This is a genomic window from Ralstonia sp. 1138, assembly GCF_040544795.1.
Taxonomy (GTDB): domain Bacteria; phylum Pseudomonadota; class Gammaproteobacteria; order Burkholderiales; family Burkholderiaceae; genus Ralstonia; species Ralstonia flatus.
The window spans coordinates 277,896-296,016 of the sequence record NZ_JBEPKQ010000001.1 but is presented as its reverse complement, the minus strand read 5'-3'; the positions used below and the strand labels follow the sequence as shown (position 1 = coordinate 296,016).

Here is an 18,121-nt window from a genome sequence, read left to right as displayed (position 1 = left end):
GGGGCGGGCATGGATTACTTCCTTCTGCACGGCGGCGCGCGTGGCGGCATGCAGGTCGACGCCCAGTCGGCAGGCGTGCACCGCTGGCTGGCCGCGGCGATTCGGGAGCTGGGCGTGCTGGTGGCGGAGACGACGGGCCACGACGCGTTCATCGAGCAGATTGGCGCCGTGAACCCCGAGGTGGTGTTTGTGCGCTTTGCCTCGTCCCCCACGCTGATCGACGTACCCGACCAGGACCAGAAGCTGGGCGAGGGCACCGACGCAATCAACGAGGCCACGCAGCTTGTTGCGCAACTCACGCGTTTGTTTCCGGGCCTGCCGCTGGTGGCGGTGGGCTCGGCTGCCGATGGCCGCGCGATGCTCGCCGCCTTGCGCGCCGGCGTAAAGGATTTCGTCGATGTGGATGGCGCGCCGGCCGAAGCCGTGCGCGTGGTGCGTCGTTTGCTGGCGGAGCGCGCTTCGGCCGAGCCGACCCGCCGCGGGCGCGTGCTGGCCGTGTTGGGCGCGCGTCCTGGCGTGGGTGCCACCACGTTGGCCACCAACCTCGCCACCGTGGTGCGGCGCACCTCCGCCAGCGATGTGATGCTGCTCGACCTCGGCCAGCCGCTGCGTGATGGCGCGCTGTACCTGAACGTGCAGGCCAACTTCCATTTTGTTGAAGCCGTGCGCAACCTGCGCCGCTTCGACCAGGTGTTCGTGCAGACCGCGCTGTCGCGTCATCCGAACGGCCTGGCCGTCCTGCCGCTGCCCATTTCGCTTGCGGAGATGCGTGATATCTCGTTCTCCGAGGCGCTCGGACTGCTGAACCGCTTGCGCACGTTCTTCGATCTGCAGGTGGTTGACCTGGGCGGTTTCGGCAACATCGATTTCATCGCACAGATCATCAAGGCCGCTGATGACGTGATGCTCGTGACCGAGCAGAGTGTGGGCGCCATCGTCTCGGCCGCAGAGCTGATGCAGGAACTCAAGAAGCGCGAAATTGACCGCGACCACCTGCACCTGACCATTTCAAAGTTCGATACACGCTTGTCGTTGGACGCGGCACAGATTGCGGAGCGGTTGGAGATCCCCTCGGTGCTGACTGTGCCGAACCGCCGCGAAGCGCTGGTGATTGCGTCCAACCAGGGCGCGATGCTGGCCGAAACGCACCCTACCGACACCTACGTGCGCGCGCTTGCCCAGATCGCCCAGACGCTGGGTTATGCGCAGCAGAGCGAGCGCGCCTCAGGCGTCTCGAGTTGGGTGTCAGGCGTGGGTGCGCGACTGGGCGGGCGCTTTGGCGGACGTTCCAAGCGCAAGTCGGCAGACGCCACTGAACTGGACATCGGGACCACCGAACGGAACGCGACATGACACAACCCATCGAGTTCTCCAACCAGGCGGACGCCGGCAACGGCGTGTTTGCCGTTTCGCAGGCCTTCCAGGACATCAAGGAAGCCGCGCACGAACATCTGCTCACGCGCATCGAAGAGCTTGGCGCCGAGTTCGGCCGCTGGTCGCGCACGGCCATCCAACGGTTTGTCGATCTGGAGGTGGAAGGCTTTACGCGCATGCGCCGCATCCCCGTCAACGAAACGGAGATCCGGCAGATTGCCGAGGCGCTGACGAAGGAGCTGGCCGGCTTCGGCCCGATCGAAGACCTGCTCGCGGATCCGGCGGTGGAAGACATTCTCGTCAACGGTCATCTCGACGTTTATGTGTCGCGGCACGGCATTCTGGAGCGCATTCCGGTGCGTTTTGCCGACAACAACCACCTGCTGCGCATCGTGCGCCGCATCCTCGCGCCGATCGGGCGCAGGCTGGATGAATCGAACCCGATGGTCGATGCGCGCCTGCCCGACGGCGGCCGCATCAACGTGGTCATTCCGCCGCTGGCCCTTGAAGGGCCGGTCGTGTCGATCCGCAAGTTCCGGAAAGACCCGCTGAAGCCTGAAGATCTGCTCGGCCTGGGCACGATGAGCGAAGAGATCGGCGCGCTGATCGAATCCGCTGTGCGCGCGCGCTGCAACATCCTGGTCAGCGGCGGCACGAGTTCGGGCAAGACTTCATTGCTCAACGCGATGGCGTATCACATTCCAACGACCGAGCGGGTCATCACCATTGAAGACACGGCGGAGCTGTCGCTCAACCACCCGCACGTGGTGCGGCTGGAAAGCCGGCCGGGCGGCTTTGAGGGCACGGGCGTCGTCACGATTCGCGAGCTGCTGCGCAACAGCCTGCGCATGCGGCCCGATCGCATCATCGTGGGCGAAGTGCGCGGCGGCGAGGTGCTGGAAATGCTTCAGGCCATGAGCACCGGCCACGACGGCTCGATGGGCACCATTCACGCCAGCAGCCCGCGCGAATGCCTCTATCGGCTCGAGATGCTGGCCGGCTTTGCGGGCTTCCAGGGCAGCGAGGTGAGCCTGCGCCGGCAGATCACCAACGCCATCGATTTCATCGTGCAGATCGGGCGGCTGTCCAACGGCAAGCGCCGCATCCTGTCGATTACGGAAGTGACGGGGCTGGGGGACAACATCATCTCGACGCAGGAGCTGTATCGCTACGAACCCTACATCGGCCCGGACGGCGAAGAAGTCGACCGCTGGACGGCGCTGGGCCTGCAGCCGCATTCGCCCAAGCTCGCCCGCCTGCGCAACAGCGAAGGCGGTGGCATGGACGGCGGCATGACCGGGTTCGGCGGCGGAGGCCGTTTCCATGTCTAGCATGACGCTCTGGTTCGGTTGCCTGGCGCTGCTGCTGATGGGCGCGTCGCTCATGCTGTGGGCGGAGGCCGTGCGCCGTCGCGAGCGCGAGGCATCGCGCAGTTTCGTGCGTGCACAGACCGACCAGATCAACGCCCGCTACCAGCCGAATGTGGAGGCCACGCCGGCCAGCGTGCCCGATTCACTGCACCGCGTGTGGAACGACGCGCTGCGCCGCGCCGATATCGAACCGACGCGTCGCTTTTACATCTTGCTGATCGTGCCGGCCGTCGCGATTGCGCTGGTCGTATGGGCGTTGTCGAGCGTGGTGTCGGCGGTGACGGCGCTGGGGTTGTACGTGCTGATCGTCGCGTTCCTGTTCTGGAACCGCACGCGCAAGATGAACGAGCGCCTGCTGCAACAACTGCCGGGCTTCCTGGATGGCGTAGTGCGGCTGATGAGTATCGGCAGCGCCGTGCCGGCCGCGTTCCAGGCCGCAAGCGCCAATACCGAGCAACCGTTGCGCAACTGCCTGATCGCCATCACGCAGATGCAGCGTGCGGGCAAGGATCTGGACGCTGCCGTACTGACGGTCGGCCAGCAGTACCGCGTCAATGAGCTGATCCTGCTGTCGTCGGTGTTGCGCCTGTCGCTGCGCTACGGTGGCCGGGCAGACATTGTGATGGAGCGCACGGCGGCGTTCATGCGTGATCGGCAGCAGGCGCAGCGGGAGCTGTTTGCGCTGTCGGCCGAGACGCGCCTGTCGGCCTGGATCATCGGGCTGCTGCCCGTCGTGGTGGGGGGCGTGATCATCATGTTCAACGCCGCTTACATCATGTCGATGTGGCGCGACCCGTTTGGCGAAACGCTGATCCTGACGGCTTTCGGCATGGAAGTCATCGGTGCGGTCATGCTCGCCAGATTGGCGAAATCGGTCTAAGGGGGGGCGCATGGACGAGACGCTCATCACGCTCAGCCTGACCGCCGCCGCCGCGGGGGTGCTGGTGTTCGGCGGCCTGGCGCTGCGGGCGACGCTCACGCGTTATCGCAGTGCGCGCAAGCTCGACACGGCGTTGTCCGACATGAGGGCAACGGCCGGCAGTCCGGCCGCAACCGGGGCGGCGCCCGCCGTGCAGCCGGCGGCCAAGGCGCGTCCGCATGGCACGCGCGAAGCCCAGCAGCTCCAGCAGCAGATCGCCAAGGTTGGCCAGCGCTGGATCGACACCAGCCTGGGGCACCGCATCGTCACGGAAGAGGATCGCAAGCTGCTGGAGGAGTGCGGCTACTACGGCGAACACGCGCGCACCGTCTTTGGCGGCACGCGTATTGTCCTGCCGCCGGTGCTGGCGGTGGTCGGCGCGTTGAACGCCACGTCGGTCCTGTTTGTGTTCGTGTGGGGTTTTGTCGGCTTCGCGCTGGGATACCTCGGCCCCAAATGGCTGCTAGGCCGCCGCAAGGAGAGCCGTCGCCGCCGTGTGGATGACGAGTTGCCCGTGATGGTCGACATGCTGCGTCTGCTGCAAGGCGTGGGCCTGTCGATTGACCAAAGCCTTCAGGTGATCGCCAACGAGTTCCACAGCATGCTGCCCGTGCTGGCTGGCGAATTCGGGCGCGCCAATCAGCAGTTTGCGTCGGGCCGGCCGCGCGAGCAGACGTTGTTGCGTATCGCCCGACTGTTCGACAACGAAGATCTGAAAGGCCTGATTACGCTGCTCACCCAGGTCGACCGTTTTGGCGGCGCGGTGCAGGAACCGCTGCGCCAGTTTGGCGGGCGTCTGCAGGAAAACCGTCGTGCTCGCCTGAAGGAGCGTGTGGGCAAACTGACCGTCAAGATGACGATGATCATGGTCATGACGCTGCTGCCGGCGCTGCTGATCATCACAGCTGGGCCGGGCTTCATGAACGTCATGCGCAGCCTGCAACATACCGGGGGAAATTGAGATGGCACCGTTCCCGAACATCAAACATGCGTGGCTGGGCGCGCTGTCTATCCTGCCGCTGCTTCTGTCCGGCTGCGGCTCGATGGCCACATCCGACATGAGCCTGCGCACCGATGCCGATATCGAAATGGCACGTCAGCGCCAGAGCCAGGAGAAGGCCGAGATCACCAGTCCGGCGACGTATCTTTCGCTGATCCGCCGGATGCAGGAGCAAGGCCTGTATTACGCGTCGCTCGCGCATATCGATGCCTACCAGCAACGCTATGGCCGGGCGCCCGAAATCATGCTGCTGCGCGCCGACGCGCTGCGCGAAACCGACCAGCTCGCGGCGGCCGATGCCGAATACCGCGCGGTGGTGGGCGCCACCTCGGCCATGGGCGCAGGCACGCAAGGCGGATTGCTCAATGCTTCGGCCTGGCGCGGCCTGGGCATCGTCGCTGGGCGCCAGGGCAACTTTGCCGAAGCGGCGCGCCGGCTGCAGCTCGCTGCGCAAGCCAACCCGACCGATGCGAGCACGGCCAGCGATCTCGGCTACGCGCTGATGCGTGCCGGCGAGGTCGAGCAAGCCCGTGTGCCCTTGATGCAGGCGCAGCAGATGGCCGCCGGCAGCCCGAAGATCGCCGGCAACCTCGTGATCTGGCTGACCGTGAACGATCGCAAGGACGATGCTGCGTCGCTCGCGTCGCATGCACAACTGACGGCCTCCGCGCGCAAGGCCATTGATGAAGACGTGATGCGTGTTCGCGGCGCCTGGCGCGATCGCCGTATCGCGCGCGACGCCGCTTCGGTGGCCCCGCGTGCTGTCGCGGTCGGTCCGTCCGCCGCCAGCGTTGCCGTAACGGCTGTGCCCAATGCCGCCGCCAATGCCACTCCCCAATCCCGTCCGCTGGCGTTGCAGCGCGGCCGCTTGCTCGACACCTTGGAGACCGCGCAATGATTCACCGCATTCTGATGGCCGCCAGTGCTGCGGCATGGTTCATGACCAACCCGGCGGGAGCGCAGGGCTTTTCGGGCGGTAATCCGCAAAACCCCGCCCAGGCCGCCCCCAACGTGGGTAGCGACATGGGCGATGCCACGCGCGCCTTGCTCAAGGCGCAGCGCGAGGGCAAGTATGCCGGAGAGTTCGTCCCGCTGCGCGGTGAGCAGGCCGCACTGGCGTACCAGCGCTACCTGGATTCGTTCAGCCGGCCGATGCCTGGTCTTTCGCAGACGGCCCCGAGTGCGAAGTCGACAAGCTCGAGCCAGGCCACAACCGCACGTTGAACCTTCACAGAACATCGCTGTGACACGAGCCACCTCCCGCCTTCGTCGAGCCGCCAAGCTGCGCCGCCGCCTGCACGGCGCGGTGAGCGTGATGACGGCCACCTTTATCGCCACAGTCGGTCTGGCGGTGCTGGTGTCCATCGACATTGGCAACCTGTTCTATACGCAGCGGGCGTTGCAGCGCTCTGCCGACCTCGCCGCCATGGCAGCGGTGCAGCGACTGGATTTGCCGACCGCAGCCCAGCAGTCCGTCGTGCAGAACGGGCTGACGGTGGATGGCACCAACATCACGCTGGCCGTCGTGCCGGGCGTCTGGGATGCAAGCGCGGGCACTGCGCCGACGTACTTCACTGCCCAAGCTGCAGTGGATGGCAATACGAACGCCGCACAGGTGACGATCACCCGAAACGTGCCGTATTTCTTCATGGTCGGTCAGCGGAGGTTGCAGGCCACTGCGATTGCCAAGAACACGTCCATCGTGGCGTTCTCGCTCGGGTCCGGCTTGGCATCCGTCAATAACGGGCTGCTGAACCAACTGCTCGGATACTTGCTTCACACGAATCTGAATCTCGACGCCGCGTCCTATCAGGGGCTGGCCACCACCAACATCCGGCTCGCCGATCTGGCGGTCGCGCTGGGCGCGGGTTCGATGCAGCAGTTGCTGTCCCTGTCTCCCAGCCTGGGGAGCCTTTTCAATGCCGTCATCTCGGTCGCATCGCAGTCCGGGCTGGCTGGCGTATCTGTAGGCGGGGCGGGCGCCAGCAATGCACTGTCATTCGGCAACGACTTGAATGTGCCGATCAATATCGGCGATGGCGGCGCCTCGTCGCCGGGCTTGCTCCAGGTGCTGGCACTGGCAGGCAATGAACAGGCGGCACTCAATGCCACCGTCAACGTGCTCGATCTGCTGACGACGGCTGCACAGATTGCCAACAGCCAGTCGGCGGTGAATGTGGCGCCCGTTACGCTGAACCTTGTTGGGTTGGGGGCGGTCACGCTGTCGCTGAAAATCATCGAGCCGCCGGCCATCGCGGTGGGGCCTCCGGGACAGTTCTTGTCGGGGCCGAACGCTGGGCAGTGGAGGACGCAAGCGCGGACAGCGCAAGTGCGATTGGGCGTGGGAGTGGTAGTTGGCGCGCCAGGATTGCTCGCTGTGAGTGTGCCCATTGGCCTGCAGGTCGCAGCAGCCCAGGCCCACGCGAAGTCGAATAACTGCACTGTCCCTCGTACAAATTCAACAGCGACGATTTCTGCGCAACCCCAACCCGTATCCGTGTGTATCGCCACCAATGCAGATAAGGCGGTCAGTGGTCCAATGGATTGCTCAAAAGCAACTCCCGCGCCTTTGGTTGATTTGGGGCTGCTTGGGGCCGTGAGTATCAAAGCCAACGTATCGCCGACCGCAAACTCCAATTGGGGCGACGAAACCATTTCCGCAACGCAGATCGGCTTGAGTCCTCAAACGGATACCAGCGGTAACTCCCCGCCACGCGTGGCAACGCAGGGGGTCTTCAGTTCCATCTTGAACAGCAACCTGAATCAGCTCCAACTAACGGTGACGCTCCCGCTCGTAGGAACCATCCCGTTAGGTTCGGATCTTGCACCGCTCATAGCGCCGGTGCTGGCGTTGGTGGGGACGACCCTGGATGCCGTTCTCAGCCCGCTCCTTGGGGTCCTCGGCATCCAACTCGGCTACGCCGACATCAAACTCCTCTCCCTCGACTGCGACGCCGTCGAGCTGGTTTACTGACATGGAAGCGACGACATGAAAACCGATCGCTGGGCGTACGAAACGCTTGAGATTTTTGTCTGGGAAGGCCGTCACGACATTGCCGATCGTGTGGCGCGGTTCATGGCACCGTTCGGGGCGGAGGTGATCCGCGCGGGTGGGATCGATTTTCAGCCGGCAGAGCCTCGGCTGAAGCCCGCGGTGGCGGTGATCAGCGCGTCGGTGGTCGAAAGCGGCGGCTTTACGGTGCTCGACTGGCAGGCCGCCCAAGGCATGCCGGTGATCTGGGTGGCGGCGGATACGCAGCATGATTCCAGCCGCTTTCCGCCCGAATACACGTATGTGCTGGGGCCGGATTTTGGCGCGACCGAACTCCGCGCACAGATCAGCAAGGTCTTGCCGTCGATGTCGTCTGCGCAGGCTCAGGCGCAGGACCAGAGCGACCTCGTAGCCGCATCGCCGGCCATGCACGGGCTGCTGGAACAGGTCGAGACCTTTGCCGATTGCGACAGCAACGTCATGCTCTACGGCGAAACCGGTGCTGGCAAGGAGCGCATTGCGCGCCTGCTGCACGACAAGAACAGCGTCTACGGCAAAGGCCCGTTCGTGGCGGTCAACTGTGGTGCGATTCCCGATGGGCTGTTCGAATCGCAGTTCTTCGGCCATGCCAAGGGCGCGTTCACGGGCGCCATGTACGCGCACCGCGGCTACTTCGAACAGGCCAATGGCGGCACGCTGTTTCTCGATGAACTGGGCGACCTGCCGCTGTATCAGCAGGTGAAGCTGTTGCGTGTGCTCGAAGACAGCGAATGCACGCGGCTGGGGTCAACGGTGCCCGTCAAGCTGGATTTCCGCCTGGTGGCTGCCACCAACAAGAACTTGCGCGAGATGGTCGCCACGGGCAAATTCCGCGCCGATCTTTACTTCCGCCTCGCCGTGATCGAGCTGCGCATCCCCAGCCTTGAGCAGCGCGGCGCGGACGACAAGATCGCGCTGCTGCTCTCGTTCCTGCGGCATTTGCTGGGCGACAAGACCTTCGATGCCATGCCGCCGGTGCCCGAATGGGTGCGGGCGTCGGTCGCCCGGGCCTACTTTGCCGGCAATGTGCGCGAACTGCGCAACCTGGCCGAGCGCATTGGCATCACCCTGCGTCAGTTCGGCCGCTGGGACGAAGCGCGCATCCTGCCGCTGTTCGCCGGCCTGCAGCGCGACGCCTTCGAACGGGAGGGCGGTAATGGCAGCCATGGCGGCTATGGCGAGCGCAGCAGCGGTGGAAATGGGGGCACGGGTGGGGAAGAAGAGCGCCGCCGTATCCTCGCAGCGCTGGACGCCAACAACTGGCGCCGCCAGGACACTGCCGCCACGCTCGGCATCAGCCGCAAGGTGCTGTGGGAAAAGATGCGCAAATACCAGATCGCCGACGGCGAAACCGAGCTGCGCGAGCTGGAGTGACGCCATACAACACCCTACCGCGCGGCTGGCGCCCGGCGTGCCAATCGGGCGGCGGATCGCGTATAGTTTTCGGCTGCAACACCTGCGCAGAATCCACAGGGTCGAGATGAGAACAAAAAAACAGTCAGGGAAAGCGTCGCACCGCGCGTTTCAGAGGGGATTGGCCATCGCGGCCGCAGTCGCAGTCGTGGCCGGTACGGCCGCCTGCACATCAGCCGTGGCGCAAAGCCCCGCTGCGCCGCCCACCGCCATTGCACCGATTGCCGCCGCCGCGCCTGTGCCGGCATTGACTGCCACGGTTGGTCAGCCGGCTGCCACGGCGCCCGCCGCCAGTATGGCTGCCACGCCCGCCGGCGCAGCCCGCACCGACGGTCCGGCACCCGCCAGCGCCGTATTCGAGCTGCAACAGCGCATGCAGGCGCATGAATTGTCCGAGCTGCGCACCACCTATAACGGGGCCTACGGCGCCAGCCTGCTGTTTGCCCAGAGCGACCTGACGTACTACGTCACGCTTTTCCAGCAGAAAGACCTTTGGCGAGTCATCAAGACCGCCAATGAAGCCGCTGCCGAACGCCTGTACAGCGACTTCGCCCGGCAAACCCGCACGATGGCCGATCTGGAGCTGCAGCGGATTCGCCTGGAAGCCCAGAAGGAGCGTTCCGAGCGCCAGATTGCCGCCCAGCAGGAAAAGCTGCGTGGCCTGAAGACCGACCTGGATATCCAGCGTCAGCAGCAGGCCCAGGCCCAGGAACGACAGAAGGTCGCCCGCACGGAAGCCGAGGCGCTGGATATCGAACGCCGTGCCGCCCGCGCCCGCGTCGACGAATTGCAGCGTCAGATTCGCGAACTCGAAGCCCAGGTCAACGCGCCGTTCAATTCACAGCCGCGCCGCCGCTGATCCACCGCTTCACCTCGTCCCCAGATCGGGCGGCCTACGGGTCGCCCGATTCACTTTTAGGGGGCCGCATTCAAACATGGCGACTTTGTTTGATGCAGGCCAGGGCGGCGCGTACATTGGCGGACAACCCATTTTCGCAGTCGACCGCGCATGCGTTCCGCCTCCGAGTTACCCGCCAATGCCTCGCCCGCTGCGGCGGAGCCCATCCCCCAGCCCAAGGGCTTGCCGTGGCTGGGAAACCTGCTGCAACTCCCCAAAGACCGCCTGGCCCAGACGCTTCTGAAAACCAGCCGGCAGTTTCCCCAAGGTCTCTACCAGCTCGACTTTGCGGGGCGGCGCGTGCCGTTCGTCTATTCCGCCGATCTGGTGGCCGAACTCTGCGACGAAACGCGTTTTCGCAAACTGATCGGCCCGCCGCTCTCGTTCCTGCGGGCGGGGGCCGGCGATGGCCTCTTCACGGCGCATCAGGACGAGCCAAACTGGGGCAAGGCGCATCGCATTCTGCTGCCGGCTTTCAGCCAGCGTGCGATGAAGGGCTACTTCGACGTGATGCTCGAAGTCGCCAATGCGCTGGCCGACAAATGGGCGCGCCAGGGGCCAGACGCCGATATCCCCGTGGCCGACGACATGACGCGGCTCACGCTCGACACCATCTCGCTGGCGGGTTTCGGATACCGCTTCGATTCGTTCAACACGCCGGAGCTGCATCCGTTCCTGGCGGCCATGGTGGGCGTGCTGTCCGAAGCCATGGGCAAGCTCACGCGCCTGCCGCTCAAAGACCGCTTCATGCACGAGCACCATCGCCGGTTCGAGCAGGACGTGGCCGCCATGCATCAACTGGTGGACGAGGTGATCCGCGCGCGCCGTCAAGCAAAAGATGGCGGCATCGGCGCGAGCGACTTGCTCGGGCTGATGCTCAACGCGCGCGATCCCGTGTCGGACGAGCCGCTGGATGACACCAACATCCGCTTCCAGGTCATCACCTTCCTGATTGCCGGGCATGAAACCACCAGCGGCCTGCTGACCTTTGCGCTGTACATGCTGCTGCGCCATCCGGCCGTGCTGGCGCAGGCATATGCCGAGGTTGACCGCGTGCTGCCAGGCGATACCGTGCCGCAGTATGCGCACCTCGCACAGCTGGATGTGATCGAGCGCGTGCTCAAGGAAACGCTGCGCCTGTGGCCGACTGCCCCGAGCTTTGGCGTGGCGCCGTATGAAGACACGCGCATTGGCGGCCGCTACGCCATCCGCAAGGACCAGCGCGTGGTGACCGTGCTGCTGGCGCTGCATCGCGATCCGGCGGTGTGGGATCGCCCCGAAGTCTTCGATATCGACCGCTTCCTGCCAGAGAACGAAGCCAAGCTCCACCCGCACGCCTACAAGCCCTTCGGCAACGGCGAGCGCGCCTGCATCGGCCGCCAGTTTGCGCTGACCGAAGCCAAGCTGGCGCTGGCGGTGATCCTGCAGCGCTTTGCGCTGTCCGACCCGTACGACTACGGCTTCCAGATCAAGGAAACGCTGACGCTCAAACCGGACGGTTTCCGCCTGCGCGCGCGGCTGCGCAATGCGCGGGAGCGGCTGTCGATCGCCACGCCTGCGCACACCGAGGCCGTCACGCAAGACGCCGCCGAATCTGCACTTGCCGGCGGCGGTGAGCCGATGCACGTGCTGTATGGCGGCAGCCTGGGCACCTGCCAGGACATCGCCGAGCAGCTCGCGGCCACCGCATCGCGGGCCGGGTTCGACGCCAAGGTGGCCCCGCTCGACGCCATTGCCGACGCGCTGCCGCAGCAGGGCACGCTGATTGTGGTAGCCGCCACCTACAACGGCCGTGCGCCGGACAGCGCTCGCACCTTGGAAGCGCGGCTCGATGCCGCCGACGCGCTCACCCGGCAGGCAACCGGATTGCGCTATGCCGTTCTGGGTTGCGGCAACTCGCAATGGCCCGCGTTCCAGGCGTTCCCGAAGCGGGTGGAAGCGATGCTTGCCGCAGCCGGCGCACACGCCATCGTGCCGCGTGGCGAGGCGGACGGAAATGCCGGCTTCGATGCCGCCGTCGACGCCTGGACGCGCAGCCTGTGGAGTGCCCTCGGCGCCCGCCAAACCCACGCCGACGGCCCGTCCGTCCACGTCGACTACGTTGCGCCTGATGCCCTCCGCGCCGCCACGCTGCCGCCGGCCGCACGCGCAATGACGGTGCTCGCCAATGAGGAACTCGTCAGCGACGCCACCGGCCTGTGGGATTTCGCTCGGGAGGCGCCGCGCGGCCCGACGCGTCATCTCACGGTGCAGTTGCCCGACGACGTGACCTACGCCACTGGCGACCACCTCGCCGTCTACCCGCGCAATGCCGATGAGCGTGTCGACGCGGCCATCGCGCGGCTTGCGTTGGAGGGCGATGCGCTCGTCACGCTGACCGCACGCCATGCGCACGTGCGGCACCTGCCGTTGAACCAGCCGGTGTCCGTGCGCCAACTGCTGCGCGATTTTGTCGAGCTGCAGGACACCGCCACCGTGCGCGATATCACCGCGCTGCATGCAGCCACGCGCTGTCCGTTCACGCGCGGTCAGCTTGCCGTCTGGCTCGAAGGCGATGACGCGGCCGAGCGCTTCGACCGTGAGATTCAGGTCGCGCATGTCAGCGTGCTGGATCTGTTGATCCGCTTCCCCGCGATCGAGCTGACGCTGGAGGCGTTTCTCGCGCGGCTTGGGCCGATGCGCCCGCGCTTCTATTCCATCGCGTCGTCGGCGCGGGTGTCGCCGGGTGTGGCCGCGCTGACGGTGGGCACGGTGTCGGGGCCGGCGTGGTCTGGCGTCGGCACGTATCGCGGCACGGCATCGAACTACCTGGTGACGCTGCATGCGGGCGCGGAGATCGCCGCCGTTGTGCGCACGCCCAATCCGCCGTTCGCACCCGACGCAGACGCCAGCAAGCCGATGGTGCTGATCGGTGCCGGCACGGGCATCGCGCCGTTCCGGGGCTTCTTGGAGGAGCGTGCCGCGCAGCAGGCGGCAGGCGAGGCGGTGGCAACGTCGCTGCTGTGCTTCGGTTGTCGCCACCCCGAGCACGACTTTCTCTACCGAGACACTTTGCGGGCGTGGGAAGACGCAGGCGTGGTGCGCGTCTTTCCTGCGTATTCCTGCGTGGCGGAGCATCCGCATCGCTTCGTGCAGCATGCCCTGTGGGATGCGCGTGAAGCCGTGTGGGCGGCGTTCGATGCGGGCGCCACGTTGTATGTCTGTGGCGACGGCCGTGCGATGGCGCCAGCGGTGCGCGACACGCTCATCCGCATGCACCAAGCGCGCTACGGCAGCGATCTGTCGACCGCGTCGGACTGGTTGGCGGCGCAGATGCAATCCGGCCGCTACCGGCAGGACGTCTTCAACTGACGCTCCGATAAGGTTGCTGTTGGTGTTGTGGCGCTGCCGCATCGGCTGCCCGCTTGAGCCGGGGCCGGGATGCCACATGTTACGATTTGCCCCTTGGAGTACCGCGCTTTTGGCCCAGCGACGCCCTGTCAGGCGCGTCCGGCGCAGTGGCTCCACGAGGAGAAATGAGAATGTGGCGCCGAATCAAAGCGTCCTGGATGGCGATCTTTCTGGTCACCCTGCTGGGTGTCGGGTACTTGTGGATGTACCGTTTTGAGCCGCTGCTTTCCGGCGAGGCCGGCAGCGATGTGTTTGTGTGGGACCGCTGGACCCACCGCGTCTGTGCGCTGACGGACAACGGCGAAGCCACGGAATGGCGTTGCGATAACGCCATGGAAACCGACGGCTCCAGCAGCAACACCAATTCGGATGTCTCGATCCGCAAGCGCATGCGCGACGCCGTGCAGCGCATCAATCTGTAAATCCTGAATCCCACCCACGCCCGCCGTTCGTCGCGGGCGTTTTTCTTTTTCGGTTCTTCTTATCCCTGGCTGGGTTCAGCCGCGTCCACCAGTTCTGGCGACGGCACGGGCGGCAGCTTGCGCACCTGCGCAGTCTCCATGCGGCCTTGACGCTGGAACGGCCCCAGGTTTTGCGGCTGGCCCGATTCGAGTGCGCGCTCGATGGCGGCCAGTACGCGCACGTCGGCCAGGCCTTCCTCGCCGTTCGGCTCGGGCTCTCGGTTGTTGAGGATGCAATCGGAGAAATACTGCAGCTCGCCGCCGAACTGGTCGGTTGCGTCAAACGCTTGTTCGTGCGTCTTGCCGTCGATGGTGGCGCGGTATTTCAGCCCCACGCCAAACATGAACCCAGGCGAAACTTCCAGATCGCCTTTCGTGCCCAGAATGCGGTACTGGTCGATGCTGGCGCCGCTGTAGCTGACGACGAACTGGGCGACGCGGTGGTCGGGAAAGCGCAGTGTCACGCTGACGGTGTCGTCGAAGTTGAACGGGAGGTCCGGGTCGCGCACGCCACAGGCCGACACCTCGACCGGCTCTTCGCCAAAGAGATTGCGCACCGCGTTGATGGGGTACACGCCCATGTCGGACACGGGCCCGGCCCAATAGCCGTGGTTGGCGCGGTGGTTGGACGGCGCCACCGATTGGCTGAACACGGCCGAAAACGCGCGAATGCGGCCCAGCTTGCCGCCTCGCACCAGTTCAATGGCGGCCAGTGTGGCGGGCTCGAAGTGCAGCCGGTAGGCAATCATCAATTTCGCATTGCCGTTGCGGGCCGCTTCGATCATCGCTTCGCAATCGGCCTCGCTGGTGGCCATGGGCTTTTCAAGCAGCACGTGAATGCCGCGCTGCAGGGCGGGCAGGGCGTACTGCCGGTGCATGTCGTTGGGCAGCGCGAGGTAGATCGCGTCGATATCGCCCGAGGCGAGCAGCTGGTCGTAGTCCGCATAGCCGTGGACATGCTCGATGCCGTAGCGCTCAGCCAGCGCTGTGGCCTTGACCTCATCGCCGGTGACCAGCGCCGTGACCACGGAGTTGCCGCTTTGCGCTACGCCCGGCAGAAACGCCGCCTGGGAAATCCACCCCGCGCCGACCACGGCATAACGCACCGGGCTCTGGACGGTACGGGCTGGAGCGACTTGCGGCTCACGTTCAGCCTCATGAGAAGCGGTATTCATGACAATTCCTTTGCAATCGTTGCGCACGGCAGCATGCCGGGGCCGTTATGCGGTGTGCTCGGCCGTGCGGGTTCTGACTGATTAAGCAAAGGTGGTGCCCGGCGGGCGCAAAAGGCGTCACATCGAGCCCGCAGAGGTGCGCGGCCCTGCGCTCAGGCGTGCTCGGCGCGGCTGTCGGTCGGCGCTTCGTCGCGCTCGGTCATGCCGTAGTCGCGCACCACGTGGGCGATGCGCAGGCGGTAGTCGGCAAACGCGCGGTCGCGGCCGACGTGCTGCGCGCCGCGGTGCTGCTCCATGTTGCGCCAGGCCTTGACGGCCTCTTCATCGCGAAAGAACGACAGCGAGAGCATCTTGTCCGGATTGGTGATGCTCTGGAAGCGCTCCACCGAGATGAAGCCATCGACCTGCTCGAGCAGGGGCTTCAGCCGTGCAGCAAGGTTGAGATAGGTGTCGCGCTGGCCTTGTGCAGGCTCGACTTCAAAGATGACGGCGATCATGGCAAGTCTCCTGTGGGGTGTTTTCGTGATGCGTTCGTGGGTGCAACTTCAAGCTTGAAAGCGGGGAATGCGCGCATTGGGCGAGGGGCGGTATGTCACCTTGCCAAGGCCGGCGAGCCATCGGTCGACACCCGGCAGGCTCAGCAGATGCTGCACCGTTTCGCGCGCGATGGTGGTGGCCAATGCGTCGGCGGGGCAGCGGTGCGGGCCGCCGCCGAACGTCCACAAGCGCGGCGCTGCGCGGTCGATGTCGAAGCGTAGTGGGTCCGGGTTGGTTGTGCCATCCATGTTGGCGGCGGCCAGCACCACCAGGATCTTGTCGCCGGCGCGCAGCGGCTGGCCGAGCAGCGCGATATCGTGCGCGACGAAGCGGCGCGTGTTCTGCACCGGCGCATCGCAGCGCAGGACTTCACGCACAAAAGGCTCGATGGCGAGCGGCTGCGCGCGCAGCCGGGCAGTCAGCCCAGCGTGCCGCGACAGCGCAACGATGCAGTTGCCAAGCAGCCCGGCGCAGGCGTCGTAGGTTTGCCCGAGCAGGGCGGCGAGATTGGCGATGTCGGCGTCGTTGTCATCGTCACCGCCGGCGGACGGCGAGTCGGCAAAGCGCTGCTGCAAGCGGCCCACGGCGGCATCGGCCTGCGCGACGACCCCTGCGCTGGCGCCCGGGCCCAACGCGGCAAGGTAGGCGGCAATGTCAGCCTGGCAGGCAAGCGCATCGGCGTGATCGCCCAGCAGCGTTTGCGCCATCGTGGCGAGCGGCACACGAAAGTGGGCATCGGTATCCAGCGCGGCATCCAGGCTCGCTGCGTCGGGCAAAGTAGCGCGTGCTTGCCGCTGCGCGCGGCTGGCCAGCGCCGATACATCCAGCCGGCCCAACGCGGCCATCACCTTGGCTTTGCGCGTGCTGTGATCCGGCCCGTCGATCTGGCGCACGAGGCGGCCAAAAAATGCGCCCGTGGGCGTTGCCGCCACGGCCTGGGGCACCGGCTCTTCTGCAGGCCGTACGCGACACGCGGCGCTGCCCAGCACGGCATCGACGGCTTCGGCGCCGGCGGCCACCCACCAGCCGAGCGTGGCATCGAAGAAGAACGGACGCGTGGCGGCCAGTTCGGCGTAGTAGGGCGCGGGGTCGGCATGCACGATGGCTTGCAGCACGTCGGCGGGCGGGGCGGTGTCGAGGGCGGTCATCAGCGTGGGGCGGGAGTAAGATGGCTCCCATTCTCTGGACTGGCCGCCCGCCTGTCACGCGCCAACAGTTTGGTCTCCATCGAACCATGACCGCATCTTCCCCAGCCTCCGCATCGACAACCCAGCCGGACATCGGCCGCGTGGCCGCCACGATTGGCGATCCGACCCGCATCCGCATGCTGCTGCTGTTGATGGAAGGCCGCTCGCTCACCGCCAAGGAACTCGCCTACGGCGCCGGTGTGGAGCCCGCCACGGCCAGCGCGCACTTGCGCCGGCTCGAGGCCGATGCGCTTATCACCTCGTTGTCGAGCGGACGCTACAAGTACTTCGGGCTGCGCTCTCCGGCGGTGGCGGAGATGATCGAATCGCTGCTGGTGGTCGCACCTGAAAAACCGGCGGACCCGCGGCGCTCAGCCGTGCCCGAAAACCTGCGTGCCGCACGCCTGTGCTATGACCACCTGGCCGGGCAGCTCGGCACGGAGGTGTCGGAGAAATTGCTGTCGCGCGGCTGGCTGACGCAGCTCGATGAAACGCATGGCGCCTACGACGTCACGCCCGAAGGTGAGCAGGCGCTGGCCGCCATCGGCGTCGACGTGAATGCACTGCGCAATGGCCGACGCCGCTTTGCTTACGGCTGCATGGATTGGAGCGAACGTCGCCCGCATCTGGCAGGCGCGCTCGGGGCCGCCGTGGCGGAGCGCTGCATCGCGCTGGGGTGGCTGGCGCGGCAAAAGCATTCGCGGGCCCTCAACATGACCGAGGTTGGGCAGCGCGAATTGCATGCGTGGCTGCGCACGGCGTAGGGCTGTGCTGTTGTGCGTCAGTTGGCGCCGCGGATAGACTTGACGTAATCGCGCTGGAACACGCACATGCGCAGCGCGTTGTGATACGCGCCGTTGCTGAAGAACTCTTCGATCAGCTCGCCTTCGCGCTGGAAGCCGCATTTCTCGTACACGTGGATCGCGCGTTCGTTCACCACGTCGACAACGAGATACAGCTTGTGCAGATTCAGCACCATGAACGCATAGTCGACGGCCAGTCGCGTCGCGGTAGACGCATAGCCGTGACCTTGCCAGCCGGGCGCGATGATGATCTGGAATTCGCCGCGGCGGTGGATGTAGTTCAACTCCATCAACTCGACCAGACCCACGGCTTCGCCGGCATCGTTTTCGCAGATGAAGCGGCGCTCGCGCTGGTCGTGCACGTGGCGGTCGTAGAGTTGCGAGAGTTCAGTAAAGGTTTCGTACGGCTCTTCGAACCAATAACGCATGATCTTCGCGTCGTTGTTCAGCTCGTGCACGAAACGCAGGTCGTTGCGCTCGAGGGGGCGCAGGCAGAGGTCGCGGGATTTTTCGATCACCATGATGTTGTCCTTGTTGTGTTGAGGCGCCCGACATCGCGTCGA

16 protein-coding genes are annotated in these 18,121 nt (G+C 65.7%); 12 read left to right on the top strand and 4 right to left on the bottom strand.

Going from position 1 to position 18,121, the window contains the following annotated elements:
* Positions 1-9: 9 nt before the first annotated feature.
* The 11 genes from ABIC76_RS01270 to ABIC76_RS01220 all read left to right on the top strand — a co-directional run bounded on the left by ABIC76_RS01270 (position 10) and on the right by ABIC76_RS01220 (position 13,817).
* The gene (locus ABIC76_RS01270; RefSeq protein ID WP_354532705.1) at positions 10-1,353 is read left to right on the top strand and encodes a CpaE/TadZ family protein; all 1,344 of its coding nucleotides are present in this window, start codon (positions 10-12) and stop codon (positions 1,351-1,353) included.
* Positions 1,350-2,705 carry a TadA family conjugal transfer-associated ATPase gene (locus ABIC76_RS01265; protein ID WP_027679050.1) on the top strand — a complete coding sequence of 452 codons (1,356 nt, stop codon included), beginning with the start codon at positions 1,350-1,352 and terminating at the stop codon, positions 2,703-2,705. The genes ABIC76_RS01270 and ABIC76_RS01265 overlap by 4 nt, the downstream gene beginning before the upstream one ends.
* Complete coding sequence (locus tag ABIC76_RS01260) at positions 2,698-3,624, top strand: type II secretion system F family protein (RefSeq protein WP_354532704.1); 927 nt, start codon at positions 2,698-2,700, stop codon at positions 3,622-3,624. The genes ABIC76_RS01265 and ABIC76_RS01260 overlap by 8 nt, the downstream gene beginning before the upstream one ends.
* 10 nt (positions 3,625-3,634) lie before the next feature.
* Positions 3,635-4,624, top strand: a complete 990-nt coding sequence (locus ABIC76_RS01255) for a type II secretion system F family protein (protein ID WP_354532703.1) — start codon at positions 3,635-3,637, stop codon at positions 4,622-4,624.
* Position 4,625: 1 nt separating this feature from the next.
* Complete coding sequence (locus ABIC76_RS01250; RefSeq protein WP_354532702.1) at positions 4,626-5,561, top strand: hypothetical protein; 936 nt, start codon at positions 4,626-4,628, stop codon at positions 5,559-5,561.
* Positions 5,558-5,887: a DUF3613 domain-containing protein gene (locus tag ABIC76_RS01245; protein WP_354532701.1), complete on the top strand. Its 330-nt coding sequence runs from the start codon at positions 5,558-5,560 to the stop codon at positions 5,885-5,887. Before ABIC76_RS01250 ends, ABIC76_RS01245 begins: the two co-directional genes overlap by 4 nt.
* A gap of 19 nt (positions 5,888-5,906) precedes the next feature.
* Positions 5,907-7,637, top strand: coding sequence for a TadG family pilus assembly protein (locus ABIC76_RS01240; RefSeq protein ID WP_354532700.1), 1,731 nt, complete (start codon positions 5,907-5,909; stop codon positions 7,635-7,637).
* A 15-nt stretch (positions 7,638-7,652) separates the two neighbouring features.
* The gene (locus tag ABIC76_RS01235; protein ID WP_027679044.1) at positions 7,653-9,068 is read left to right on the top strand and encodes a sigma-54-dependent Fis family transcriptional regulator; all 1,416 of its coding nucleotides are present in this window, start codon (positions 7,653-7,655) and stop codon (positions 9,066-9,068) included.
* 106 nt (positions 9,069-9,174) lie between these two features.
* On the top strand, positions 9,175-9,966 hold the full coding sequence (locus tag ABIC76_RS01230; protein WP_354532699.1) for a DUF2968 domain-containing protein: 792 nt from the start codon (positions 9,175-9,177) through the stop codon (positions 9,964-9,966).
* A 150-nt stretch (positions 9,967-10,116) separates the two neighbouring features.
* A complete protein-coding gene (locus ABIC76_RS01225) occupies positions 10,117-13,356 on the top strand; it encodes a bifunctional cytochrome P450/NADPH--P450 reductase (RefSeq protein WP_354532698.1) in 3,240 nt (1,079 codons plus the stop codon).
* Positions 13,357-13,526: 170 nt separating this feature from the next.
* Positions 13,527-13,817: a hypothetical protein gene (locus ABIC76_RS01220; RefSeq protein WP_009240655.1), complete on the top strand. Its 291-nt coding sequence runs from the start codon at positions 13,527-13,529 to the stop codon at positions 13,815-13,817.
* Positions 13,818-13,876: 59 nt separating this feature from the next.
* Here the strand turns inward: ABIC76_RS01220 and ABIC76_RS01215 are convergent, their stop codons facing one another.
* The 3 genes from ABIC76_RS01215 to ABIC76_RS01205 all read right to left on the bottom strand — a co-directional run bounded on the left by ABIC76_RS01215 (position 13,877) and on the right by ABIC76_RS01205 (position 16,716).
* On the bottom strand, positions 13,877-15,031 hold the full coding sequence (locus tag ABIC76_RS01215; protein ID WP_354532697.1) for a Gfo/Idh/MocA family protein: 1,155 nt from the start codon (positions 15,029-15,031) through the stop codon (positions 13,877-13,879).
* 152 nt (positions 15,032-15,183) lie between these two features.
* Entirely contained in the window at positions 15,184-15,528 is a 345-nt protein-coding gene (locus tag ABIC76_RS01210; RefSeq protein WP_103519081.1) for an antibiotic biosynthesis monooxygenase family protein, read from the bottom strand.
* A 48-nt stretch (positions 15,529-15,576) separates the two neighbouring features.
* Positions 15,577-16,716, bottom strand: coding sequence for a cytochrome P450 (locus ABIC76_RS01205; protein WP_354532696.1), 1,140 nt, complete (start codon positions 16,714-16,716; stop codon positions 15,577-15,579).
* An 86-nt stretch (positions 16,717-16,802) separates the two neighbouring features.
* On the opposite strand from ABIC76_RS01205, the gene ABIC76_RS01200 reads away from it, so the two are divergent.
* Positions 16,803-17,519 carry an ArsR/SmtB family transcription factor gene (locus ABIC76_RS01200; RefSeq protein ID WP_354532695.1) on the top strand — a complete coding sequence of 239 codons (717 nt, stop codon included), beginning with the start codon at positions 16,803-16,805 and terminating at the stop codon, positions 17,517-17,519.
* Between the two features lie 17 nt (positions 17,520-17,536).
* Here ABIC76_RS01200 and speG read toward each other — a convergent pair whose 3' ends face one another.
* A complete protein-coding gene (gene speG, locus ABIC76_RS01195; RefSeq protein WP_102066311.1) occupies positions 17,537-18,079 on the bottom strand; it encodes a spermidine N1-acetyltransferase in 543 nt (180 codons plus the stop codon).
* Positions 18,080-18,121 lie beyond the last annotated feature (42 nt).